Annotated in this window: 24 protein-coding genes; 13 read left to right on the top strand and 11 right to left on the bottom strand. The window is 66.8% G+C overall.

From position 1 onward, the window contains the following. Positions 1-14 precede the first annotated feature (14 nt). Genes G154_RS23540 through G154_RS23550 form a run of 3 tightly spaced genes read left to right on the top strand, consistent with a single transcriptional unit; the run spans position 15 to position 3,238 of the window. The gene (locus tag G154_RS23540; protein WP_031601430.1) at positions 15-995 is read left to right on the top strand and encodes an NAD(P)H-dependent glycerol-3-phosphate dehydrogenase; all 981 of its coding nucleotides are present in this window, start codon (positions 15-17) and stop codon (positions 993-995) included. Between the two features lie 7 nt (positions 996-1,002). Further along, positions 1,003-2,100 carry a cystathionine gamma-lyase gene (locus G154_RS23545; protein ID WP_023985564.1) on the top strand — a complete coding sequence of 366 codons (1,098 nt, stop codon included), beginning with the start codon at positions 1,003-1,005 and terminating at the stop codon, positions 2,098-2,100. Positions 2,101-2,140: 40 nt separating this feature from the next. Further along, a complete protein-coding gene (locus G154_RS23550; RefSeq protein WP_019513549.1) occupies positions 2,141-3,238 on the top strand; it encodes a D-alanine--D-alanine ligase family protein in 1,098 nt (365 codons plus the stop codon). Here G154_RS23550 and G154_RS23555 read toward each other — a convergent pair whose 3' ends face one another. Next, positions 3,239-3,781: a DUF3515 domain-containing protein gene (locus G154_RS23555; RefSeq protein WP_019513548.1), complete on the bottom strand. Its 543-nt coding sequence runs from the start codon at positions 3,779-3,781 to the stop codon at positions 3,239-3,241. 10 nt (positions 3,782-3,791) lie between these two features. Beyond that, on the bottom strand, positions 3,792-4,034 hold the full coding sequence (locus G154_RS23560) for an Lrp/AsnC ligand binding domain-containing protein (RefSeq protein WP_019513547.1): 243 nt from the start codon (positions 4,032-4,034) through the stop codon (positions 3,792-3,794). 102 nt (positions 4,035-4,136) lie between these two features. On the opposite strand from G154_RS23560, the gene G154_RS23565 reads away from it, so the two are divergent. Together G154_RS23565 and G154_RS23570 are read left to right on the top strand one after the other, a co-directional pair. Further along, positions 4,137-5,078: a thiamine-phosphate kinase gene (locus G154_RS23565; protein WP_019513546.1), complete on the top strand. Its 942-nt coding sequence runs from the start codon at positions 4,137-4,139 to the stop codon at positions 5,076-5,078. A gap of 27 nt (positions 5,079-5,105) precedes the next feature. Next, positions 5,106-5,789, top strand: coding sequence for a uracil-DNA glycosylase (locus tag G154_RS23570; protein WP_019513545.1), 684 nt, complete (start codon positions 5,106-5,108; stop codon positions 5,787-5,789). Between the two features lie 84 nt (positions 5,790-5,873). Here the strand turns inward: G154_RS23570 and rpmB are convergent, their stop codons facing one another. After that, entirely contained in the window at positions 5,874-6,068 is a 195-nt protein-coding gene (gene rpmB / locus G154_RS26150; protein WP_030135717.1) for a 50S ribosomal protein L28, read from the bottom strand. A gap of 189 nt (positions 6,069-6,257) precedes the next feature. On the opposite strand from rpmB, the gene G154_RS23575 reads away from it, so the two are divergent. From G154_RS23575 to G154_RS23590, 4 genes are all read left to right on the top strand, one after another. Continuing rightward, complete coding sequence (locus G154_RS23575) at positions 6,258-7,847, top strand: DAK2 domain-containing protein (protein ID WP_019513544.1); 1,590 nt, start codon at positions 6,258-6,260, stop codon at positions 7,845-7,847. 2 nt (positions 7,848-7,849) lie between these two features. Further along, the gene (gene recG, locus G154_RS23580) at positions 7,850-10,078 is read left to right on the top strand and encodes an ATP-dependent DNA helicase RecG (protein ID WP_019513543.1); all 2,229 of its coding nucleotides are present in this window, start codon (positions 7,850-7,852) and stop codon (positions 10,076-10,078) included. Then, the gene (locus tag G154_RS23585) at positions 10,075-10,779 is read left to right on the top strand and encodes an HNH endonuclease family protein (protein ID WP_019513542.1); all 705 of its coding nucleotides are present in this window, start codon (positions 10,075-10,077) and stop codon (positions 10,777-10,779) included. Before recG ends, G154_RS23585 begins: the two co-directional genes overlap by 4 nt. 369 nt (positions 10,780-11,148) lie before the next feature. After that, on the top strand, positions 11,149-11,877 hold the full coding sequence (locus G154_RS23590; protein ID WP_023985565.1) for a TMEM165/GDT1 family protein: 729 nt from the start codon (positions 11,149-11,151) through the stop codon (positions 11,875-11,877). 22 nt (positions 11,878-11,899) lie between these two features. On the opposite strand, the gene G154_RS23595 is transcribed toward G154_RS23590, so the two are convergent. The 5 genes from G154_RS23595 to G154_RS23615 are packed head-to-tail and all read right to left on the bottom strand — an operon-like array spanning position 11,900 to position 16,733. Further along, positions 11,900-12,313, bottom strand: coding sequence for an ATP-binding protein (locus G154_RS23595; protein ID WP_019513540.1), 414 nt, complete (start codon positions 12,311-12,313; stop codon positions 11,900-11,902). Continuing rightward, positions 12,300-12,641, bottom strand: a complete 342-nt coding sequence (locus tag G154_RS23600) for an STAS domain-containing protein (RefSeq protein ID WP_019513539.1) — start codon at positions 12,639-12,641, stop codon at positions 12,300-12,302. Before G154_RS23600 ends, G154_RS23595 begins: the two co-directional genes overlap by 14 nt. After that, entirely contained in the window at positions 12,638-14,638 is a 2,001-nt protein-coding gene (locus G154_RS23605; protein ID WP_019513538.1) for a glycosyltransferase family 2 protein, read from the bottom strand. The genes G154_RS23600 and G154_RS23605 overlap by 4 nt, the downstream gene beginning before the upstream one ends. After that, positions 14,635-15,885, bottom strand: a complete 1,251-nt coding sequence (locus G154_RS23610) for a PP2C family protein-serine/threonine phosphatase (protein WP_019513537.1) — start codon at positions 15,883-15,885, stop codon at positions 14,635-14,637. Before G154_RS23610 ends, G154_RS23605 begins: the two co-directional genes overlap by 4 nt. Beyond that, the gene (locus G154_RS23615) at positions 15,882-16,733 is read right to left on the bottom strand and encodes a glycoside hydrolase family 26 protein (protein ID WP_019513536.1); all 852 of its coding nucleotides are present in this window, start codon (positions 16,731-16,733) and stop codon (positions 15,882-15,884) included. The genes G154_RS23610 and G154_RS23615 overlap by 4 nt, the downstream gene beginning before the upstream one ends. A 182-nt stretch (positions 16,734-16,915) precedes the next feature. Here G154_RS23615 and G154_RS23620 point away from each other — a divergent pair, with 182 nt between their 5' ends. Both G154_RS23620 and G154_RS23625 read left to right on the top strand, forming a co-directional pair. Then, positions 16,916-17,287: a BlaI/MecI/CopY family transcriptional regulator gene (locus G154_RS23620; RefSeq protein ID WP_019513535.1), complete on the top strand. Its 372-nt coding sequence runs from the start codon at positions 16,916-16,918 to the stop codon at positions 17,285-17,287. Further along, on the top strand, positions 17,284-18,198 hold the full coding sequence (locus G154_RS23625) for a M56 family metallopeptidase (protein ID WP_019513534.1): 915 nt from the start codon (positions 17,284-17,286) through the stop codon (positions 18,196-18,198). Before G154_RS23620 ends, G154_RS23625 begins: the two co-directional genes overlap by 4 nt. Here the strand turns inward: G154_RS23625 and G154_RS23630 are convergent, their stop codons facing one another. Beyond that, on the bottom strand, positions 18,199-19,422 hold the full coding sequence (locus G154_RS23630) for an Ig-like domain-containing protein (RefSeq protein WP_019513533.1): 1,224 nt from the start codon (positions 19,420-19,422) through the stop codon (positions 18,199-18,201). It lies immediately after the preceding gene. 104 nt (positions 19,423-19,526) lie between these two features. Between G154_RS23630 and G154_RS23635 the strand changes: the two genes are divergently transcribed. Further along, positions 19,527-20,186 carry a thioredoxin domain-containing protein gene (locus G154_RS23635; RefSeq protein ID WP_019513532.1) on the top strand — a complete coding sequence of 220 codons (660 nt, stop codon included), beginning with the start codon at positions 19,527-19,529 and terminating at the stop codon, positions 20,184-20,186. A 61-nt stretch (positions 20,187-20,247) separates the two neighbouring features. Beyond that, complete coding sequence (locus tag G154_RS23640; RefSeq protein WP_234713079.1) at positions 20,248-21,021, top strand: tat pathway signal sequence; 774 nt, start codon at positions 20,248-20,250, stop codon at positions 21,019-21,021. 3 nt (positions 21,022-21,024) lie between these two features. Here G154_RS23640 and G154_RS26605 read toward each other — a convergent pair whose 3' ends face one another. After that, positions 21,025-22,557, bottom strand: coding sequence for a serine/threonine-protein kinase (locus tag G154_RS26605; protein WP_045546491.1), 1,533 nt, complete (start codon positions 22,555-22,557; stop codon positions 21,025-21,027). Positions 22,558-22,628: 71 nt separating this feature from the next. Further along, the gene (locus G154_RS23650; RefSeq protein ID WP_023985570.1) at positions 22,629-23,243 is read right to left on the bottom strand and encodes a TetR/AcrR family transcriptional regulator; all 615 of its coding nucleotides are present in this window, start codon (positions 23,241-23,243) and stop codon (positions 22,629-22,631) included. Positions 23,244-23,266: the final 23 nt, after the last annotated feature.

Consider the following 23,266-nt stretch of genomic DNA (forward strand, 5'->3'; position numbering starts at 1 on the left):
TCGAAGCCGCTGTGATGGGTGCCGGTGCATGGGGAACAGCGCTGGCCAAGGTGCTGGCCGACGCGGGTAACGGGGTTCGGTTGTGGACCAGGCGGCCCGAATTGGCCGCACAGATCAATGCGACGCATCGCAATCCGGATTATCTCGGTGAGGTGGCCCTGCCCAGTTCGATCAGGGCCACCGGCGATGCGGGCGAAGCCCTCGACGGCGCGTGCACGGTGCTGCTCGGGGTGCCGTCGCAGACGTTGCGCACCAATCTGACCGGCTGGAAGCAGTTGATCGGTGACGATGTGACCCTGGTGAGCCTGGCCAAGGGGATCGAATTGGATTCCCTGATGCGGATGAGCCAGGTGATCGTCGCGGTGACCGGTGCGGATCCGTCCAGGGTGGCGGTGGTGACGGGGCCGAACCTGGCCAAGGAGGTCGCCGACGAGCAACCGGCCGCGACGGTGGTGGCGTGTGCTGATTCCGGTCGAGCGGTCGCCCTGCAGCGGGCCATGTCCACGGCGTACTTCCGCCCGTACACCAACTCCGATGTGGTCGGTGCCGAGATCGGCGGCGCGTGCAAGAACGTCATCGCGCTGGCCTGCGGGATGGCCGCCGGAGCCGGGCTCGGCGAGAACACCTCCGCGGCGATCATCACCAGGGGGTTGGCCGAGATCATGCGCCTGGGAATCGCCTTGGGCGCCAAAGGTGCAACATTGGCCGGCCTGGCCGGTGTCGGCGATCTGGTGGCCACCTGCACCTCGCCGCAGTCGCGGAACCGTAGTTTCGGAGAACGGTTGGGGCGGGGCGGTTCGATGGAATCGGCGTTGCAGGCGGTGCAAGGTCATGTCGCAGAAGGGGCGACCTCGTGCCAGTCGGTGCTCGCCCTCGCCTCCAGCTACGACGTCGAGATGCCCTTGACCGATGCGGTCTACCGCGTGTGCCATCAGGGCCTCTCGGTGGAACAAGCCGTGATGTTGTTGTTGGGCCGCAGCACCAAACCCGAGTAGGACGCCCATGGATTACGGAGACTCCACCCGCAGCGTCAAAGCCGTTGGGCGCGAATCTATTCCAGGTGCACCAGTGGCCCCGGTACCGGTGCCCGCCTCGGCGTATCACCTGTCTGCGGATGAGGCGGCGCCCCTGGATACCTACGGGCGCGCGTCGAATCCGACGTGGCGTGGCCTGGAATCGGGGCTCGCCGAGCTCGAGGGCGCGACTTGGGCGCTGACCTTCGGGTCCGGTATGGGCGCGATCAGTGCGGTGCTGCGGGTGTTGGCCATGCCGCAGACCACCCTGGTGGTGCCCGCCGACGGCTACTACCAGGTGCGTCGTTATGCCGCGGAATACCTTGCCCCCCGTGGGGTCACGGTCATCGAGGCTACCGCCGAGCAGATGTGTGAGGCGGCGGGCCGCGCGGATGTCGTGTTGGCGGAGACGCCGGTCAATCCCACCCTCGACGTCGTCGACCTACATCGACTGGCGGCAATCTGCCGCTCCCGCGGCGCCACCCTCGTCGTCGACAACACCGCCGCCACCCCCTTCGGCGTACAGCCGTTGTCTCTCGGCGCCGACCTCGTCGTCGCCAGCGCCACCAAGGCACTGTCCGGACACAGCGACCTGTTGGCCGGCTACGTCGCGGGCTGCCATCCCGAGCTGATGGCGAAGATCGAACGCGATCGGTTGCTCGCCGGTCCGGTGCTCGGGGCCTTCGAGGCCTGGCTGGCGTTGCGCAGCCTGGGCAGCGCGGGACTGCGCATCGATCGGCAATGCCGCAACGCCCAGGCCGTTGCGCTGATGCTGCGTGATCATCCGGCGGTGCGATCGGTGCGCTATCCCGGCCTGCCCGACGATCCATCGCACGCCGTCGCCGTCGAGCAGATGCGGCGATTCGGTGGTCTGGTGGCCGTCGAATTGGCCGATGCGGCCGCCGTCCACGCTCTGGTCCAGCGCAGCGAGCTGCTGGTGGCCGCGACGAGTTTCGGGGGACTGCACACCTGCGTGGATCGACGGGCGCGTTGGGGCGATCCGGTGGGGGACGGGTTCGCACGCATCGCGCTGGGCATCGAGGACACCGACGATATCGTCGCCGACATCGAGCGCGCGCTCACCTGAGACGCCGACCCCGACCGGGAGCCGGTAGCCTCTGCAGGTTGTGAGTGCCCGTACCCGAGTCGCCGTCGTCTATGGCGGACGCAGCTCCGAGCACGGGATTTCCTGTGTTTCCGCAGGCAGCATCCTGCGCAATCTCGATCCGGAACGCTTCGAGGTGGTCGCCGTCGGCATCACCGGCGACGGATCGTGGGTGCTGACCGATGGCAGGCCCGAGGCGTTGGCCATCACCGATGGCCGCTTGCCTGTCGTTGCCGACGGCACCGCGCTCGCGTTGACCGCCGACCCGGTGCGCCGCGGTGAGCTGTTGTCCCTGGGCGAGGGAGCCGGTGCGGTATTGGCCGCCGTCGATGTCGTCTTTCCGGTGCTGCACGGTCCCTACGGCGAGGACGGCACCATCCAGGGCCTGTTGGAGCTGGCCGGGGTGCCCTATGTCGGGGCCGGGGTGCTGGCCAGCGCCACCGGGATGGACAAGGAATTCACCAAGAAGCTCCTCGTCGCCGACGGACTGCCGATCGGGGACCACGTCGTGTTGCGATCGCATCAGGACACCGTGAGCCTCGATGACCGTGAGCGGCTTGGTCTCCCGGTATTCGTGAAGCCTGCGCGCGGCGGTTCGTCGATCGGGGTGAGCCGGGTGACGGCATGGGATCAGTTGCCCCAGGCGATCGCCGAGGCGCGCCGCCACGACCCCAAGGTGATCGTCGAGGCCGCCATCATCGGCCGCGAGGTCGAGTGTGGTGTGCTCGAGTTCCCCGACGGCCGCGTCGAGGCCAGTGAGATCGGTGAGATCCGGGTCGCCGGCGTGCGCGACCGCGAGGACACCTTCTACGACTTCGCCACCAAGTATCTGGAGGATGCGGCCGAGCTCGACGTGCCGGCCAAGGTCGACGACGAGGTGGCCGACGCACTGCGCGCCCTGGCGATCCGGGCGTTCCGGGCTATCGACTGTCAGGGTTTGGCGCGGGTCGACTTCTTCCTCACCGAAAACGGTCCGGTGATCAACGAGATCAACACGATGCCGGGATTCACCACCATCTCGATGTATCCGCGGATGTGGGCGGCCAGCGGGCTGGACTACCCGACACTGCTGGCGACAATGGTCGAGACCGCGGTCGCCCGCGGCACCGGCCTGCGCTGATCAGCGCGCCGGTCCCGGATCGGGTTGCTGGGCAGGCATGGTCCGCGCTATCGCCTTGGAGATCAGCTGGATCGGCGTCGGCCCGGAGCCCGACGGCAGGGTCAACGCGACATAGGTGGCGCGATCGACGGCGAACCAGGTGCTCACACCGTCCTGGCTGACCTCGAACCACTGCACCTCGTCGACCACCTGCACCGGCGTGCCCACCCGGAAGTCGACCGGTCGTTCCAGCCCGCAGCGCATGATGACCGGGTCCTGCTCCGGCTCGGCCCGCCATGCCGCTGCCCCGGCAGGCACGGGTTCGACGGCCTGGGCGCGGCGGTAGTCGCCGAGCTGCTCGGGTAACGCCTCCATCAGCGCGCTGCACTCGGCCGACTCGGCTTGCGGTGCCGGCGCCGCGGCGATCGCCACCGGCTTCTCCTCCGGGGCCGCCTGTCTGGTGGCCGCGAAGGTCAGCAGCACGATCACGGCGGCGACGGCGACGCCCACGGCGGCGATGATCAACGAGCGGGGCGGGCCGTCGTGGTCATCGTGGTCACTCACAGCGGTAACTCTATGGCTGTCCGACCGCGGCGATCGGACAGGTCAGGGTTCGGGTGATCCCGGCCACTTGTTGGACCCGGCCGACCACGGTGCGCTGCAGCTCGTCCTCACTGTCGGCACCGATGCGCGCCACCACGTCATACGGACCGGTGACGTACGCGGCCGAGACGACACCGGTCAGACCGATCAGCTGCTTGGCGACGACCTCGGCGCGACCCACCTCGGTCTGTATCAGCATGAACGCCTCCACCACGGCCGCGGCCCTCCGTTTCCCCTGCATAGACTCAAGCAGGCAATAAACGTACCGCAGGTCGCGCCGTAGAACAGGGCGCCGAACTCCAGGCAGGACGGTGAGATGACCGACAACGGGCCGACTCTGGCACAGGTCGGCGAGTTCGGGGTGATCGATCGGCTGGTCGCCGACCGCCGCCAGCCACCCGCGGTGACGCTGGGTCCCGGCGATGACGCCGCCGTGCTGCACGGTGTCACCGCGGTGAGCACCGACATGCTGGTGCAGGATCGGCATTTCCGCTTGGACTGGTCGCGGCCGCACGACATCGGCCGCAAGGCGATCGCGCAGAACGCCGCCGATATCGAGGCGATGGGCGCGGTGCCGACGGCGTTCGTCGTCGCCTTCGCCGCTCCGCCGGACACTCCGGCCGCTGCCGCGCAGGAACTCTCCGACGGCATGTGGGTGGAGGCGCTGCGGTGTGGCGGAGGTATCGCCGGTGGTGATCTGGTCAGCGCGCCGCTGTGGGTGATCTCGGTCACCGCGCTCGGCGACCTCGATGGTCGCGAGCCGGTGCGCCGCGATACTGCGGGCCCGGGACAAACGGTGGCCGTGATCGGCGATCTCGGAACCTCCGCAGCCGGATACGCGTTGTTGGACAACGGGATCGATGAGCACCGCGAGCTGCGGGACGCGCACCTGGTGCCGCGGCCGCCGTACGGACAGGGGCGGGTGGCCGCCGACGCGGGCGCCACCGCAATGACCGACATCTCCGATGGACTGTTGGCTGATCTGGGCCATATCGCCGCCGCGTCCGGTGTGGGCATCGCGCTGTCGCGAGAGGCGCTGCGCACCGATCACGACCTGCTGGCCGACGCCGCCGCGTCGGTCGGCCGGGACGGTTGGGAGTGGGTGCTCGGCGGCGGTGAGGAACACGCCCTGGCCGCGATCTTCGCCGGGCCCGTGCCCGCGGGGTGGCGTGTCATCGGTGAGACGACCGATGGGCCATCGGCTGTGTCGGTCGACGGCCGGCCCTGGCATGCAAGTGCGGGCTGGCAGTCCTACTGACGGTCCGACACGCTAGTTTTGGGTCTCGTGACACCTCGCCCGCTGACAGATCTGATCGAACCCGGATGGGCGCGTGCGCTCGCGCCGGTGGCCCCGAAGGTGACCGAGTTGGGAGAGTTCCTGCGCGGCGAACTGGCCGCCGGGTACCAGTATCTTCCGCCGGGGGAGAACGTGCTGCGGGCGTTCACCTTTCCCTTCGACGCGGTCCGGGTGCTCATCGTGGGCCAGGATCCGTACCCGACTCCGGGGCACGCCGTGGGCCTGAGCTTTTCGGTGGCACCCGATGTCCGGCCGGTGCCGCGCAGCCTGGTGAACATCTTCACCGAGTACGGGTCGGACCTCGGCTATCCGGTGCCGGCCACCGGGGATCTGAGCCCGTGGGCCGAACAGGGCGTGATGCTGCTGAACAGGGTGCTGACCGTGCGTCCCGGCGCACCGGCCTCCCATCGCGGGAAGGGCTGGGAGGCGGTCACCGAATGCGCCATCCGGGCGTTGGTGGCGCGGCCACAGCCGTTGGTCGCGATCCTGTGGGGCCGTGATGCGGGCACCCTGAAGCCACTTCTGGTCGAGGGTGGTTGCGGGGTCATCGAGTCCGTGCACCCGTCACCGCTGTCGGCGTCACGCGGGTTCTTCGGTTCCAAACCGTTCAGCCGCACCAACGAGCTGTTGACCCAGCTGGGCGCCGAGCCGGTGGACTGGCGACTGCCCTGACGGCGGTGGGTGGTGCGCAGACACGACATCGTCCCACCGCGTCGGGGACGCGATGGGACGATGAATCGAGTGTGGGGTGCGGACCTAACCGCGGGTGACCTTGCCGGCCTTCAGGCAGGACGTGCAGACGTTCACGCGCTGCTTGTTGCCACCCGGACGCGCCACTGCGCGCACCGACTGGATGTTCGGGTTCCACCGACGACTGGTCCGGCGATGGGAGTGTGAAACCGACTTACCGAAGCCGGGGCCCTTTCCGCAGACATCGCACACGGCAGCCATGTGTAGAACTCCTCGTAATCAGTACTTGATGGGTCAACAACCGGGAGGGTGACCCGACAACCTGACCAGGATACCGGCCGCGGGAACGGATCTCCAAAACGCTGTCCACAACCTGTGCAGAGCAGCGGCGCTGTCAGCGGCGATGACTATTCTGGCCGGCACGGTCGGTGGGACTTTCGGGAGGTGTAGATGGCGGCTGCGCGGGTCGACGCATCGGCGTTGCGGCGTTGGGCCCACACCGCCGTCGCACATCTGATCACCCATACCGACGAGATCAATCGCCTCAATGTCTTCCCGGTGGCCGATTCCGATACCGGAACCAACATGCTGTTCACCATGCGGGCGGCGGTCGCAGGAACGGAGGGCCGCGAGGACCTGGACCTCATCGGGTTGACCGGCCTGCTCGCCGATGGCGCGCTGCGCGGGGCGCGCGGGAACTCCGGGGTGATCCTGTCGCAGATCCTGCGTGGTCTCGCCGACGTGACGGCCGAGGGCGCTCTCACCGAGATCGGCGGACCCGCCTTCGCGATGGCGCTGCGTCGTGCCGAGGCGCTGGTCGTGGCGTCGATGGGGCAGGCGGTGCCCGGCACCATCGTCTCGGTGCTTTCCGCCGCGGCGGAAGCCGCAGAACAGTGCACAGCGGCCGATATCGCCGACGTGGTCGCGGCCAGCGCGGGTGCCGCGAGCGTGGCGCTGGATCGCACCACAGGTCAACTCGACGTGCTGGCCGAGGCGGGCGTCGTGGACGCCGGTGGTCGGGGGTTGCTGGTACTTCTGGACGCGATGACCGCCATCCTCGTCGGGACTGCTCCCGCCCGTGACACCTACCGACCCGCCGCCATGGCCGAGCCGGTGCACACCGATCCGGCACCGCCGCGATTCGAGGTGATGTACCTGCTGACGGGCTCGACGGCCGAGGCGATCGACACGCTGCGCGCCGCGCTGGACGTGTTGGGGGATTCGGTGGCCATCACCGCCGGGCGCACCGGTGCGCACTCGGTGCACGTGCACACCGATGACGCGGGTGCGGCGGTGGAGGCCGGTCTGGCGGCCGGCGTGCCCAGCGGTATCCAGGTGACTCTGCTGACCGGCGCGCGTCCCGTCGCCGTGGGAAGTCAGGACCGTGCGGTGCTCGCCGTCGTCGATGGTGACGGTGCGGCAACGTTGTTCGGCGGCGAAGGGGCCCGGGTGCTCAGGCCCGAGGACGGGCGTCCGATCAGCGCCCAACAGTTGTTGCGCGCCCTCGTGGAGGCCGACGCCGCGCAGATCATGTTGCTGCCCAACGGATTCATCGCTGCCGAGGAACTGGTGGCGGGCTGCACCGCGGCAACGGGTTGGGGTATCGATGTCGTCCCCGTCCCGACCGCGTCCATGGTGCAGGGGCTGGCGGCGCTGGCGGTACACGACACCGCCCGCCATGGTGTCGACGATGCCTACACCATGGCTCGTGCGGCCGCCGGCGCGCGGCACGGGTCGGTGCGGATCGCCACCGAGGATGCGTTGACGTGGGCGGGTTCCTGCAAGACCGGCGACGGCCTGGGGATCACCGGTGACGAGGTGCTGATAGTCGGCCGTGATGTGGTGGCCGCCGCGGCCGGGCTGATCGATCTGCTGTTGGCCTCCGGTGGAGAGCTGGTGACCATACTGATCGGCGCCGGTGTCGACGACGGTGTGGGCGACCGGCTGCGTGAACATGTCCGCCGCCAGCACCTGGGCACCGAACTGGTCAGCTACCGCACCGATCACGACGGTGACGCGCTGTTGATCGGGGTGGAGTAGCGGTGGTCGCTCTGTCAGACCTGTTATCCCACGTTCTCGGGACCAAGGCCGCCACCTCGCTGGAAGAGGCGTTCGGGTTACGCACCGTCAACGATCTGCTGCGGCATTATCCCCGCAAATACAGTGACGGCATCAACGTCCGCGAGGAGGGTGAGCAGATCGAGCTCGAGGAGGGCACCCACGTGACCTTCGTCGACACCATCACCAAAACCGATGTCCGGCCTATGAAATCGCAACACGGTAAGCGGCAGCGCAAGCTGTTGCGGATCACCCTCGGTGACCGGAATCCGCCGATCACCGCGACCTTCTTCAATGCCGACTATCTGATCAACAACCTGGTCGAGGGCACCCGGGTGATGCTCTCCGGGGAGATCGGCTACTTCCGAAACACCGTACAGTTGTCGCATCCGGCGTTTCTGGTCATCGACTCGCCCACCGGGCGGACCATCGGCACACGATCGTTCGCGAAGATCGCCGAGGCATCGGGAGAGTCCGGCGACGACGTGCTGGCGGCGTTCGAGAAGGACTTCTTCCCGATCTATCCGGCCACCAAGAAGCTGCAGAGCTGGGATATCTACGCCTGCATCAAACAAGTTCTGGCCGTCCTGGATCCGGTGCCCGAGCTGTTGCCCGAGTCGATATTGGACCGGTGGGATCTGATCTCAGAGGATGCCGCGTTGCGTGCCGTGCACCTCGCCGAGAACGCGGCCGAGCGTGCCGCCGCCCACGAGCGGCTGACCTACGACGAGGCGGTCGGCCTGCAATGGGCTTTGGTGGCCCGGCGCTACGGCGAACTCGGTGAGACCGGGCCCTCGGCTCCGGTCCGCGCAGACGGACTGTTGGCCGCCCTGCGGCAGCAGTTGCCCTTCGAGCTCACCGGTGGCCAGCGCGAGGTGCTCGGCGTCATCTCCGACGAGCTTGCCGGGACCCGGCCGATGAACCGGATGCTGCAGGGCGAGGTCGGATCGGGTAAGACCATCGTCTCGGTTCTGGCGATGTTGCAAATGGTCGATGCGGGAATGCAGTGTGCACTGCTGACGCCCACCGAAGTTCTTGCCGCGCAGCACTATCGGTCCATCCGTGATGTTCTGGGCCCGTTGGCCATGGCCGGTGAACTGGGCGCCGCCGAGGAGGCGACCGGGGTCGCCCTGCTGACCGGCTCGATGTCCGCGCAGCAGAAGCGGCTGGCCCGCGATCAGATCGCGTCGGGGACGGCCGGGATCGTGATCGGCACCCACGCTCTGATCCAGGAGTCGGTCGAGTTCGCCCGGCTCGGCATGGTGGTGGTCGATGAACAACACAGGTTCGGTGTCGAGCAGCGAGACCGATTGCGCGCCAAGGCTACCGGAGGCATCACACCCCACCTGTTGGTGATGACGGCGACCCCGATCCCGCGCACGATAGCGCTGACTGTGTTCGGTGATCTGGAGACCTCCACCCTTCGTGAACTGCCGCGTGGCCGGCAACCGATCGCCAGTAATGTCATCTTCGCCAGGGACAAACCGGCCTGGCTGGACAGGGCATGGGCGCGGATCACCGAGGAGGTCGCGGCCGGCCGGCAGGCCTATGTGGTCGCCTCGCGAATCGACGAGGAGCCCGACAAGAAGAACGCCTACGAGCATGGTCCGCCGCCGATCACGGTGTTGCAGATGCTGGACCGGTTACGAAGTGGTCCGCTGGCCGGTCTGCGACTGGGCCTCATGCACGGTCGGCTGTCCGGTGAGGAGAAGGACGCGGTGATGTCGGCGTTCCGGGCCGGCGAGATCGATGTACTGGTGTGCACCACGGTGATCGAGGTCGGTGTCGACGTGCCCAACTCCACCGTAATGGTGATCATGGATGCCGATCGGTTCGGCATCAGCCAGTTGCATCAGCTGCGCGGTCGCATCGGGCGCGGCAAGCACCCGAGCCTGTGCCTGCTGGTGACACGGATGCCGGAGAGCTCCAAGGCGGCCGAGCGGCTGCGTGCGGTCGCCGGAACCCTCGACGGTTTCGCGTTGGCAGACCTTGATCTGCAGGAGCGTCAGGAAGGTGACGTGCTGGGTTACAACCAGTCAGGCCGGTTGACCACGCTACGTTTCCTGTCGCTGGCCGAGCATCTCGACATCATCCAGGAGGCCCGCAGCTTCTGCGAACAGGCGTATCTGGACAACCCCGACCAGGGTGGCCTCGCGGTGCTGGCGGCCCCGTTCTCCGACACCGATCGCGTTCAGTATCTGGACAAGTCGTGAAGCGGATCGCGTTGCTCGCCGCAGGCGTCGCGCTCACAGTGCTGGTCGCCGTGCAGGTGAGCACCGAACCGGGTACGGGATCGTCCCGTGTCGTTGCCGAGGCCGATACGCCGACGGTGGCCGTCGGCGCCGATATCCTGGCGGGCGTCCCCGAGATTCCGTCCCGGGTGCGCGGACACGATTACCGCCGCGACGCCTTCGGCGAGTCCTGGGACGACGACAACGACGCACCGGGCGGACGCAACGGTTGCGACACCCGAAACGACATCCTCGATCGCGACCTGATCGAGAAGTCCTATGTCTCGATCAAGCGTTGTCCGACCGCGGTGGCCACCGGCACGCTCGTCGATCCGTACACCAACGAGACCATCGCGTTCGTCCGTGGCAACCAAATCGGCGCTGCGGTCCAGATCGACCACATCGTCCCGTTGGCGCTGGCCTGGGATCTCGGTGCGAGGAACTGGCCGGATGATCTGCGACTGCGGTTCGCCAACGACCCCGCCAATCTGATCGCGGTGGCCGGAGGCGCCAACCAGGACAAGGGTGACAGTGAACCGGCCGCGTGGATGCCGCCCAACCGCGCGTTCTGGTGTCAGTATGCGGTGCAGTTCGCCGAGGTCCTGCGCGGTTACCGGCTGCCCGTTGATACGTCCTCGGCGCGCGTGTTGCGCGAGGCGGCGGGGACGTGTCCCACCGGCTGAGCCCGTGCCGTTTTCGGGTGACCGAAATACGCCATCAGGCCTCACCACAAACATTGTCACCAACCGCGCGACCGGCGTTCGGTCGGCCAAATTCAGTTTGCGCGGGTGCCCAAAGTTGTTGTTGTAGAACACCTTTGAAAAGTGCCAGGTTGCGTATCGCAGGGGCCTGGACTAACCTCGTCTGCAGCGAAGGGGAGTAGCCCCCAATCGGGTGATCGACATACTGGACCTGCCGGCAGTTGGCCGGACGTCCCGGTCATCTGGACCGACGACAGTCGGTGGACGAGACCTTCGGCCGTATGAAGCCATGTGTGGCTGCCGGCCGGAGTGCACTTTTCTCCACGGCAGCCTGTGATCTGGGAGGTTCCCGTGCTGTCCGCCTTGGTGCTCAGCTTTGCCGTCATCTTCATCGCCGAGCTCGGTGACAAAACCCAACTGGTCGCGATGACGTTCGCGTTGCGATACCGGTGGTGGGTCGTTCTTGCCGCGATCACTGCGGCGACCACCGTCGTGCATGTCCTTTCGGTGGCGATCGGGCACTATCTCGGTGCCGCACTCCCCGGGCATCTGCTCGGGCTGATCGCGGGTGTGATGTTCATCTTCTTCGGTGCCTGGACGCTGCGCGGCGACAAGCTCAGTGACGAGGAGGCCAGCGTCGCGCAGCGGGCGACCGCACCCGCGTTCTTCGTGGTGACGTCCGCATTCTTCCTCGCCGAACTCGGCGACAAGACGATGCTGGCGACGGTCACCCTCGCCGCGGACAACAACTGGGCGGGCGTGTGGATCGGTTCGACGCTGGGAATGGTGGTCGCCGACGGGTTGGCGATCATCGTCGGCGCGGTGTTGGGTAAGCACTTGCCGGAGCGGATCATCCAGATCGGAGCCGCAGCCCTGTTCCTGGTGTTCGGTTCCTTCATGGTGTTGGAGAACGCCTTCCCGACGGCCTCGTTGGTCCTCGTTGCCGGTGGCACCGCGGCGATCCTTGTGGCCACCGTCCTCGCGCTGCGCGCCTTGCCGGATCGGCTGCGGCCCGCGGTCCTGCGTCGTCCGGTCGAACCCGTCCACGACGAGGACGAGACAGCCGCGAGTCCGCGCTGACGCGCACCCGACGCCTATGCGGTCACTCGGTGACATTCCGGATGAGCGTCCAGTGGTTGCCGATGTGGTCACGGCGATAAGACAGCTCGTCGAGCACGCGGTGGGCGATCGCCAATCCGCGACCACTCTCGGACATCTCGTCGGGCATCCGAGGCTGATGTACGTCGAAGGGCGCCGGGTGGCCGTCATCGGTGAAGATCGCGCGCACCGCGCACGAGGACAGCTCGACGGTCATCCGAAGATGCACGGGGTTGCCGTCGCCGGAATGCTCGATGATATTGGCACCGATCTCCCCAGCGGCCAGATCCATGTGCAGCCGCACCATATCCGGGAGTTCCGGGTGTTCCGACCAGAGCGCGTCCAAAGTTTGTTGGATCGCCGTCAGGGTGTCGGGCCCGGTGAGGGTATCGAGGACGAACCTCTCAGGTGTGGTCATCGAAAGCGCTCTCGGCGTCAGGATGAGCACGCAGCACGCGGTTGAGGTTGGTCAGCTCCAGGACCGAGGTCACCTGCCGGGACGGCGCGGCAATCCGAAGGTCGCCGCCTGCCTGGCGGGCAACCTTCAGTCCGGAGATCAAGGCGCCGAGGCCGGAGGAATCGATGAAATCGACGCCACTGAGGTCGACGACCACGCGGCTGTGCCCGTCCTCGACGAGGGAATGGAGTTGCTTGCGCAGAGCCGGCGCGGCCACCATGTTGACGCGACCGGTCGGGATGACGACAGCGACTCCGGATTCGAGGGAGTTAACGGGGAAATTGCTCACGAGACTCCTTGGTCGGCGGGTGATTCGGGCCCTTCGGGTTCGTGGCCCCGATAGCGGACGGCGTGGAACACCACGCTGAGGATGACGACGTCGAAGAGCACCCAGAACAGGTTGACTCCGACGCCGAGAACCGAAATCGCACCGAAGTACAACTGCACGATCCCGATGACCGATGCGGTCACGAGCAGGGCCATGGCGGCGAGCTGCCATTTGACCAGGTGCCAAGGAATTGAATCGGATGACTGCTTGGTCTTCGGCGTCACCGCAAAGCCCAGCGGTCGACCGAAGTAGACGTTGCGGAAAGCGGTGGTACAGGCCCGGATCCACACCGGGAACAATGCGAGGCTGTACTGCTGACCGCGCCATGTCGGCGTGCCGCGACTGATGATGATGAACATCAATTGGTTCAGGACCAGGAACGGCACAAGGCGGCCGAAGAAATCCCAGCTGTAGGCCTGGACCGGCATGATGCCGAAGATCAGGAAGATCGCCGGCGCCGCGATATAGGCCAGGGCGGCTAAACCGGCCAGATAGCTCCACATCGTGGCCCAGTACATCAGCCGCTGACCCCAGCTCAAACCCTTCTGTACCAACGGGTTCTCCTTGAGCATCACCTGGATGGTGCCTTGCGCCCAGCGCAACCGCTGGGTCATCATCGTGCGCACGTCATCGGGTGCGAGACCGCGGGCCAGCACCTCGTGGTGATAGGCCGACTTCCAGCCCTGGGCGTGCAGACGCATGCACGTCGCCATGTCCTCGGTGACGGAGATGGTGGCCATGGGCAGCACCGGCTGCGCCTCGTCGTCGCGACCCACATCGACCGCCCGGATCATGGCGCTGATCGATTCGAGGGCACCCAATGGCGACCATTCTCGACCGGCGAGTGAGCTCAGCGCCTCGTCATCGAAGATGACCGCGCTGGAGGCGAGTTCGGGATCCTGTTGCAGTGCGGTGATGACGTCGAGGTCGGCGCGCATGGCGGTCACGTCGGCGGTGACGATCGAACGGGCGGCAGCATCGACCTGCTGCTGGAAATCGAAGGTGATATCGGCCAGTTCGCGGCCGGCGCGTAGCTGCTTGCGCGCGGTGGCGGTGGCGTCCTGTACCGACGTCAACGCGGTGCGGACCGCAGGGTGCTCCGAATCGGTCTGGGATGCAGCGCTCTTCAGGATCTTTCGGGAGGCGTACAGCGTCCGCCGGATACCCTCCTCGACGGCATGAACGTAGCCTCGAATACCGAGCTGCATGAGTGCCTCGCGGCGCAACACCGCGTTGGAACCACAGAAGTAGGCAGCATTCCAGCCGTCTTTGCCCTGTTGGATGGGACCGTAGAACAGCGGAGCCTGACTGCCGAGCGGATCGCTGAACGGCACGTTGTGGAAGTACTGCGGAGTCTGCACCAACGCCATCCGGGGGTCACGGAAGTATCCCAGTGTCCGGTCGAGGATCGCCGGATCGGGAACCTGGTCGGCATCGAGGATGAGCAGGTACTCACCGTCGGTCTCGAAGAGTGCATTGTTCAGATTGCCCGCTTTGGCATGCCGCGGCTTATCGGCCCAGCTGGCCGACCGGGTCACGTAGCCGATTCCGTTTTCGGCTGCGACAGCGGCTAATTCGTGACGATCACCGTCATCCAGTATCCAGGTCGAGTGCGGGTAACTGATATCGCGGGCTGCGATGGCTGTCTGCAGCACCATGGGTATCGGTTCATTGAAGGTCGTGACCAGGACGTCCACGGTGGCGCCGTCCGGGGGTGGGGGCGGTGGGTTGCGTCGCAGCCTCCGCCACATCGTCAAGGCGAACAGCAGCGAGTCGATGACGCTGTAGGTCTCAGCGAGCACCAGCGGCACCGCGATCCACCAGGCCGACCAGTTCAGCGAAGCCATCCACCGCCACGTGATGTAGTTGATGCCCAGCAGCCCGGTGCACAGGATGAGTAGGCGCATCCACGCCGACGGGAAGCGTCCGACGGAGGCATCGGGCAGGCGATGTGTCATCCACTCGCCTCACGACGGATGGCGACCAGGGTCACGTCATCTAGGCATGGCCGGTCGCCCGTCATCGCGCGAAGGGTCGCGCACAGCTCGGTGGGATCGCTGTGTCCGGCCAGAAACTCCAGTGCCGGCCGCATGTCAGTGCCATCGCCGACCAGGTCCAGCAGGCCGTCCGAGGCGATCACCACGGTGTCCCCGGGGGCCAGCATCAGCCGCACCGAGCTCCACGTCTCTTCGGGACTGACGCCCAATGGCAGTCCTCGACTGTGCAGTGGCCGTGCCTGCCTGTCGGCGCCGATGTGCACCGCGAACCCGTGGCCGGCGTCGACGTAATCCAACGCTCCGTCGGCGGCACGCAGTCGTAGATGCATCAACGTGACAAAGCTTTCCGTGCTGTCCAGGTCATCGGCGAGCTGGACGGCGACCGAATTGACCGCGTCGGCGATGTCGACGTCCCCACCACCGGTCCAATCGATGGCCCGCGACGCGCCGCGCAACGCCGAGCGGACGGTGGCTGTCAGAATCGCCGCTGCCAGGCCCTTGCCCATCACATCGGCGATGGTGAACACCGCGCCGCCGGACACCGGATAGTGGTCGTAGAAGTCACCTCCCACGGCGAATGCCGGCACGCACAGCCCGGATACGGAGTAACCGGCCAGATCGGTCAACGGTGCGGGCAGCAGCTGGCGTTGCACCGCCGCCGCACGGTCGAGGTCATCGGAATTCTGCAGCTCCCGTTCGGCCCAGCGGGCGAGTTCGAGCAGGGTCCGCCGCTGTGCGGCGTCGAGTGAGCGCGGCCGGGTGTCATAGACACAGAAGGTTCCCACGGCATGGCCACCCGGGCCGACCAGCGGATAGCCCGCGTAGAAGCGGATGCCGCCCTCACCCTGCACCGCGGGCAGTTCGGAAAACTCGGATTGCCAGGTGTCCTCGATGATGTGCAGCGGGTCGAGGTCACCGCGGTAGAACCTGGCCACCGTTGCCTGGCAGACGGTTTGGTCGCGCGGAACGAAGCCGCCGAGAGTCATACCGTCGCATTGCTTGAACCACTGCCTGTCCTCGGCGAGCAGCGAAACGGCCGCCATCGGCACATCGAGGGCGCAACGCGCCATACTGGTGACCCGCGCGAATCGGTCCTCGGGTTCGGTGTCCAGCTGGAACAACTGGTCCACGGCGTGCAGGCGCGCGGCTTCCAACGCTGTTGGCAGTGCATACCGGTCGTTCAGTGACAGTCCGTTCGGTGGATTCATGGTCGCCTCATCAGCCCGCGGGCCATGGCCGCGGCCGATCGCGGTGTACTGGCGATGCGCCAGTCGCGTTCCTTGCGGTGGTCGAACCAGATGAACGCGGTGACCTTCGGCTGGGTGCCCAAATAGCTGATCAGATCGGTGATCCAGTTCGCCTTGTCGCCACCGCTTTCGGCGCAGGCGACCTCGGTGACGATGACCGGTTTCGCGGCCAGGTCACCGAGCGCGGACAGTGCCGCCCCGAACACCTCCTCGGGTTGTCGCCAGTGGGTACGGCCCGGGCAGTGACCCCAGTTGAAACCGTCGACCGCGAGGTGGTCGACATAGTCGTCACCGGGGTACCAGTCGGAGATCGGGGCCCGGTGATCGATCTGCGCGTCGACACACCACACCCAGTCCACGTTTGCCGCACCGCCGTCGGTGAAGATGCGGTGTACGTAGCGCCACGCTGCCGAATGGTCGGTGGCGGTGATCCCGCCCGCCGGGGACCACGGATACCAATCACCGTTGAATTCGTGCGCGAACCGCAAACAGATCCGCTGGGCGCAGTTCTTCAATTCCGCAGCCCATTCGCGCACATATTCATCGAGCGCACCATTGGCCAGTTCGCGCATTACCGCAGACCCTCTCTCGGGACGTGTCCACGGTTCCCAGGTGATTACCGGTACGGCGCCCTGTTCGGCGGCCGCGGCAATCTTCTGGGTGGGCGGTTGGGCGCCGAAATCCTCGAACCAGAGCAGGTATCGGGGCCGGCTGCCCACGGTCCGGGCAATCGTGTCCAATGCCACCGCCTGACACGGCCCACCTGATGTGGTGACGCCGAAATCGACGTGATCCTCCCCGCTCGCCACGATCGAAGATTATCCCCGCGACCATTGTCCATGAGGCGATCTGCAAACAATTGGGAAAACTGCAGCGGCAAACTGCGTAATCGTCCTGTACCGACGGATTGCCCGGCCGAGGGCGCTCAGGGCCGCACACCCGGATAGATTGGACCGAGGCGGCCATCTGGGTGAGTCGGATTGAGGTGAGCATGCAGCAGCGCGGTCTGGGTGATCTCGAAGCGACGGTCATGGACCGCGTCTGGGCGTCCGCTGACGGCGCCACCGTCCGCGACATCTTCGAACAGCTCGCCGATGCTCGCCAGATCGCCTACACGACTGTGCTGTCCACGATGGACAACCTCTACCGCAAGGGGTGGGTCCGGCGGGACCGCGAGGGCAAGGCGTACCGGTACTGGCCGACCATGACGCGTGAGGAGCGGTCGGCACAACTGATGCGCGCGGCGTTCGACTCGGGCGGCGATGCCGAGGCGGTGTTGGCATTCTTCGTCGACCAGATGTCGGCGGAGGAATCGGCGAAACTCCGGGCCGCGCTGCGACACGCACCGAAGCGGCAGCGATGACGATCGCTGCGTACCTGCTGGCTTACGGCGCGGTGATCATCTGGGCGGCGCCGGCGCTGCTGCACAAGTTGACGGGCGCAGGACTCAATCCGCGCCTGGGCGTGGCCGCCTGGCTCACCGCCATCGCGGTGGTGGTGCTGGCGTGGTCGGTCTCGGTGCTGGTGATCGTGAGCGCCGCCGTCAGTGGACTACCGGGGTCGGCGACGATCGTGTTGTGCCTGGAGATGATCGGGGTCCCGGAGCGGTCGCTGACCCCCGGGGCGGCGAGTCTGGCCCTGCTGATCGGTGCCGGCGTCGTGATCTCGATGATGGTGGGGATCCAAGTCGGTCGCGCGGTGGCCGGCTTTCGGGCACGCAGCGCCGAACATGCCAGGGCCGCCCGCATCATCGGCATGCCGACAGACCGGCAGGACGTGTTCGTCATCGACGCCGATCGCGCCGCGGCGTACTGTGTCGCCGGCCGTCCGCACGCCATCGTGCTCACCAGTGCCGCGGTGCGCACCCTGGACGAGGCGCAGCTCGGTGCTGTGCTCGCCCACGAGCAGGCGCATCTCGCGGGACGTCACCACCACCTGCTGATGGTCTTGCGGGCGCTGTCGCACAGTCTTTCTCGGCTCCCGCTGTTCACCCGTGCTGTCGGCGCAGTTGCCGCACTGTTGGAGATGTGCGCCGATGACACCGCGGCGCGCAGGCACGGTCGCGGGGCGGTGATCGCCGGGATGGTCAAACTCGCCGGCCCCGCACCGGTCGGCGGGTTGTCCGTCGGCGCCCGCGCGGTACACACCAGGGTGGCCCGGTTGCGTGATCCGGCCGGACCGCTGGCCACCGGTTGCCACCAGATCCTGACGATCGTGGTCATCGCGGCGACCGTGTGTGTGCCGGTGCTGATCAATCTGCTGTGTCAGCACTGATCACAGATTGGCGTTGCCTGCCTTCCACTGCGACCACGGGATGTTCCAGTCGCCGAGTCCGTCGGTGCCCGAGAGTGTCGGCCCCACCGTGTTCACCACCTCGACGATATCGCCGCGTTTGGTGTTGTCGTAGAACCACTTTGCGTTCTCCGTGCTGGCGTTGAGGCACCCGTGGCTCACATTGGCATAGCCCTGGCTGCCCACCGACCATGGCGCGGCATGCACGAAGATCCCGCTGTAGGACATCCGCGTGGCCCAGTTGACCTCCGTGCGGTACCCGTCCGGTGAGTTCACCGGGACGCCGTAGGTCGACGAATCCATCACCATGAACGGCAGCCGTTCGGCGATGATGTACACCCCGTTGTCGGTGGGGGTGGCGTTCTTGCCCATGGAGATCGGGATCGTCTTGGCCACCGCGCCGTTGACCCGCACGGTCAGCGTTTTGGTGCTGTCGTCGGCGATGGCGATGACCTCGTCGCCGATGGTGAATCGGCTGGTGACATTGTCCTGTCCGAACAGTCCGTCACCGAGGTCCACGCCATAGGTGCGCACCTGAACCTCGACCTCGGTACCGGGCTGCCAGTATTCGGCGGGGCGCCAGCGCACCTCGCGGGAGTTGAGCCAGTAGAACGCGCCCTCCACAGGCGGGTTCGTGGTGACGGTGATGGCTTTCTGGGCGGCCAATCGGTCGGGGATCGGTTCGTCGAAGCTGACCGCGATCGGCTGTCCGACCCCGACCACCTGACCGTCGCCGGGGATCACATAGGGCATGGTGAGGTTCTGCGGGGAATGGGTCTCGAACTTCGCCGTGATGCCGGTGCGCCCGCCGAGGCCGAGTGCCTCGGCGTGCAGGGTGTATTGCCGGTTGTAGCCGAGCGGCTCTGCCGAACGCCAGCTGACCCCGTCGGGGCTCAGCTCACTCTTGACCACCCGGCCCTGTTCGTTGACCAAGGTCACGTTGTCCAGCACGCCGGCCTCCGCGCGCACCGTCACCGGTGTCTCGACCGGAACGCCGATGGCGCCGTCGGTGACCGACATGCGTAGTTCGGGCACCAGCAGATCGCCGTAGGGGGTGCCCTTTTCGGCAATCGTCTCCGGTTGTGCCACCGGTGCCTGCCGGCTGCCGCATCCGGTCATGCCGATGACCACGGCGCAGAGCGTGAGCAGGCAGACAACCGTGCTCACGACGCCGCGCCGCCGCCCGGTGGCCTGGACTCGTCCCATGGCTCTAGTTCCCGTCCGCTCGTCTGGGGTTGCGTTACCATCCTACGGACTTACTACGTAGATGCAGGTCCGGCGGGTGCGCCGGTGCCGGCGGGGGAGGCGCGGTGCTGAAGACCCCGATAGGCCGGACGTTGTTGACCGCTGCGGTGGTCATCATCGTCGCCGCCATCGGCATCGTCGTGTTGGTGCTGCGCACCGGCGGCGGGCCGGAACAGGTGCCGACCGCCACCGGTGGGGTGGAGGTGGTCCGCCCCGACAGTCACCGCCTCGACGATCCGCCCGATGCCACGGCGACGTTCGTCGAGTTCCTGGATTTCGAATGCGAGGGATGCCGGGCCGCCTACCCGATCGTCGAGCAGTTGCGCACCGAGTACGGCGATCGGGTCGAATTCGTGTTGCGGTACTTCCCGCTGCCGGGCCACGTCAACGCCGAACGGGCCGCGCGTGCGGTCGAGGCGGCCGCACGGCAGGGCCGATTGGAGGCCATGTATCGCATGATGTACGAGACCCAGTCGCAGTGGGGTGAGCGTCGTACGCCTGCCGATGCCGTCTTCCGCGGCTTCGCCGAGGAGTTGGGCCTGGACATGGCCCGATTCGACAGTGACTACGCCGACCCCGAGACCGCTGCACGGGTCCGTCGGGATGTCGAGGACGGTGTCGCGCTGGGTGTGCAAGGCACGCCGACGTTCTTCATCGACGGGCAGCAGATTCCGGTGTACCGGACCGAAGATCTCCGCGAAGCGCTGGAGCGTGCACTTGACTAGGGCGCCGCGCACCGTCTCTGCGTTGCGTCGTGTCGTGATCGTGACGCTGTTGCTGCTGTTGATGGCGTCGACCGAACGAGCGGTGGCGGCGGCAGACTGCCCGGCCGGGGATGCGCAGTGTGCCCTGCGTGAGCGTCTGGTCGCCGCCGAAAACTATCTGGCCAACCGACCCGGCACGGTGGGATTCGTGTTGCGAGACAGGGCCACCGGGGCCAAGTACCGCAACGCGAACGCCGCCACGCCCATCTGGACGGCATCGACGATCAAGCTGGCGATGGTGGCCGACCTGCTGGCGCGAGAACAATCGGGAACGGTGCGCCTGACGGCCGACGATCGTGAGCAGATGGTCGCGATGTTGCGAAGCTCCGATAATGCTGCCGCCGATGCGCTGTGGTCCGAGTACGGCGGAACGGCGAACGTCTTCAACGCCAACTTTCCCCGCTACGGCATGACCGGTGTGCGGCCGCAGCCGGGGTTCGGCGACGTCTACCCGTACTGGGGATTCCAAAAGGGCACGGCCGATGATTTCGACGCGCTGATGAACTACGTCCTCGACAGGCTCAGCGCTGCCAATTCCGCGGCGGTCGTGGCCGAGATGCAGCGTGTGGAGGGTGGCCAGCGGTGGGGGGTGTGGGGCGCCGGTCCGGCGATGGCACCCGGGGCGAAGGACGGTTGGTCCCAGGAGCAGGGCGGCTGGGTGGTCAACAGTGTCGGCTTCGCCGGGCCGCAGCAGCGGTACACGCTGTCGATCATGAATGCCCTCGGCGGCGAGGGTGGCTACGATGACGGTGTCGAGACCACCACGAATGTGGCGCGAATCCTGCTGTCGCCGTAGCTCTTACGGCGGGTAGACCTGCTTGATGCTGCCATCCGGGTTCAGCCTCAAGAAGCCGGTCCCCGGCTCGGTCGAGTGGATGATCAGATCCAGGCCGCCGCCTTCGGTGCCTTCGATGATCAGGTAACTGTCCGAGCCGACCGGCGCACCGGTGTGCTGCGGTGCATTGCCCAGCACACCGGCGACGGCGTTCGTATTGATCTGGCCGAGGTCGACCAGGATGTCGAAGGCGCTGGTCGACATCGTCGGGCCCCATTCCTCCCAGCCGTCGCCGCGATAGGTGAAGCTGTCCTTGGCGTTCGCGTTCGTCGGGGTGGGCCGGTCGTAGACCGCGTGGCCGGGATAGACCACCAGCGAGAAGCCCATGGTGTCACCGAACTTGGCGCGAATCGTCTGGAGCAGCCCGTCCAGTCCCTTGGCATTCTGGAGGTCCGGGGCACTTACCGCGGTCGAGGTTGCCGTGGGTGGAACAGTCCGTGGGGCAGACGTGTTCGTCGGCGTGATGCGACGATCGGTTGCGGCGGGGGAACTGACCCGCTGGCTCGCGTTCGACATGGTGTCATTCCGGGATGCCAGCAGAACTGTCGTCGCAACGATGACGACGGCGGCGAGCAGCGCGATCGCGACCAGGACGGCCGGTCCGCGCCACCATGGTCGCGCGGCAGCGGCCGGTTGCCACGCCGGTGCGGCCGGCCACGATTGCTGCGGCGCGGGATGTGGTGGTGGCCAGTGGGCGGCCACGGTCGGTCGATAGGCGGCGGCCGGCGCGGCGATCGCGGCACGGGCAGCGGCGGCAAGGTCACCCGTCGTCGCATAGCGGTGTTCGGGATTCTTGGCCATCCCGGTCGCGATGACCTGATCCATCAGCACCGGAACCCCGGGTTGCATCATCGACGGTCGGGGTGGTGGCAGCGTGAGATGACCCGTGATCTGACGTTCGACGCTGTCACCGGGAAACGGTTGCCGCCCGGTCAAGCATTCGTGCAGTACGCAAGTCAGTGCGTAGATATCGGCACGCGCATCCGAGCTGTCGGTCGACAATCGCTCCGGTGCCATGTACGCGACGGTGCCGATCGTGGAACCGGTACTGGTCAATTTCGTTCCGTCGGAGGCCCTGGCGATCCCGAAGTCGATGAGGTAGGCGAAATCGGCGGGTGTCACGAGGATGTTCGACGGTTTGACGTCGCGGTGCACCAGCCCGACGGTATGTGCGGCGTGCAGTGCCGCGGCGATCTGTTCGGCGATGCCGACCGCCCGATGCGGCGGCAGCGGTCCGCCCTCGAGCAGTTCTTGGATGGTCCTGCCCTCGATCAGGCGCATGGTGACGTACAGCCGTCCGTCGATCTCGCCGAAATCATGGATCGGGACGATGTGCGGTTCATCCAGCCCCGCGGCCACCTGGGCCTCGCGGCGGAACCGTCGTTGGTAGGTGTTGTCGTCGGCGAGGCTGGGCGGCAGCACCTTCAGTGCCACCCACCTGTTCATGGCGGTGTCAAAGGCGCGCCACACCTCGCCCATGCCGCCACGGCCCAGCATGGTCGCCAGGCGATACCGGCCGAACGGGGTCCCTTCGTGCACGGGACAACCCTAGAGGACGGCAGTGCGGATCAGCGTGGGCTCTGCGCCTGTTGGGCGGCGACCGCTCCGCCGAGCCAGCGGCGCAAGAACTTTCGAAGTTCCTGCGGTGTCCTGTCGGTGTTGGGCGCGACGAAGAAGGACAGCATGGTGCGCAGGGTGAACTCGACGAGTTCACCCAAGCTGGTTTCGTCGTAACCGTGCGCGGACCAGTCGACATCAAAACGATCGATCATCCGCATGCCGATGGCCCGTGCCTCCGCGGAGGTGAGCGCGCCGCTGTGGTCATACGGATAGGACTCCGACAGCAGGATGCCCAGATGCGGTGTGCGGGTTACCTCGTCGAGGGTGAACACGGTGCCCTCGGTGATGGCCTCGGCTGGATCGTGGATGCCTTCGACGGCCGTGGAGAGTCGATCGAGGAAGGCGTCCACCGAGGCCATGGCCACCGCATGCATCAGCGCGTCGGAGGTGGGGAAGTAGCGATAGACGGTCTGCCGGATGACGCCCAGTGAGTTCGCGACATCGGCCAACGAGATTGCCGCGCCGGTGGAGCTGACCAGTTCGACGGCGGTCGTGACAATCCGCGCAGTGGCCTCCTCGTCACTGTGCGGGGGATCGCCGCCCCAGCCGCGCCTGCGCGCCATCGGCACCTTCCTCTCGGCACGGC

It is taken from the genome of Mycobacterium sp. VKM Ac-1816D (assembly GCF_000416385.1).
In the GTDB taxonomy this organism is placed as follows: domain Bacteria; phylum Actinomycetota; class Actinomycetes; order Mycobacteriales; family Mycobacteriaceae; genus Mycobacterium; species Mycobacterium neoaurum_A.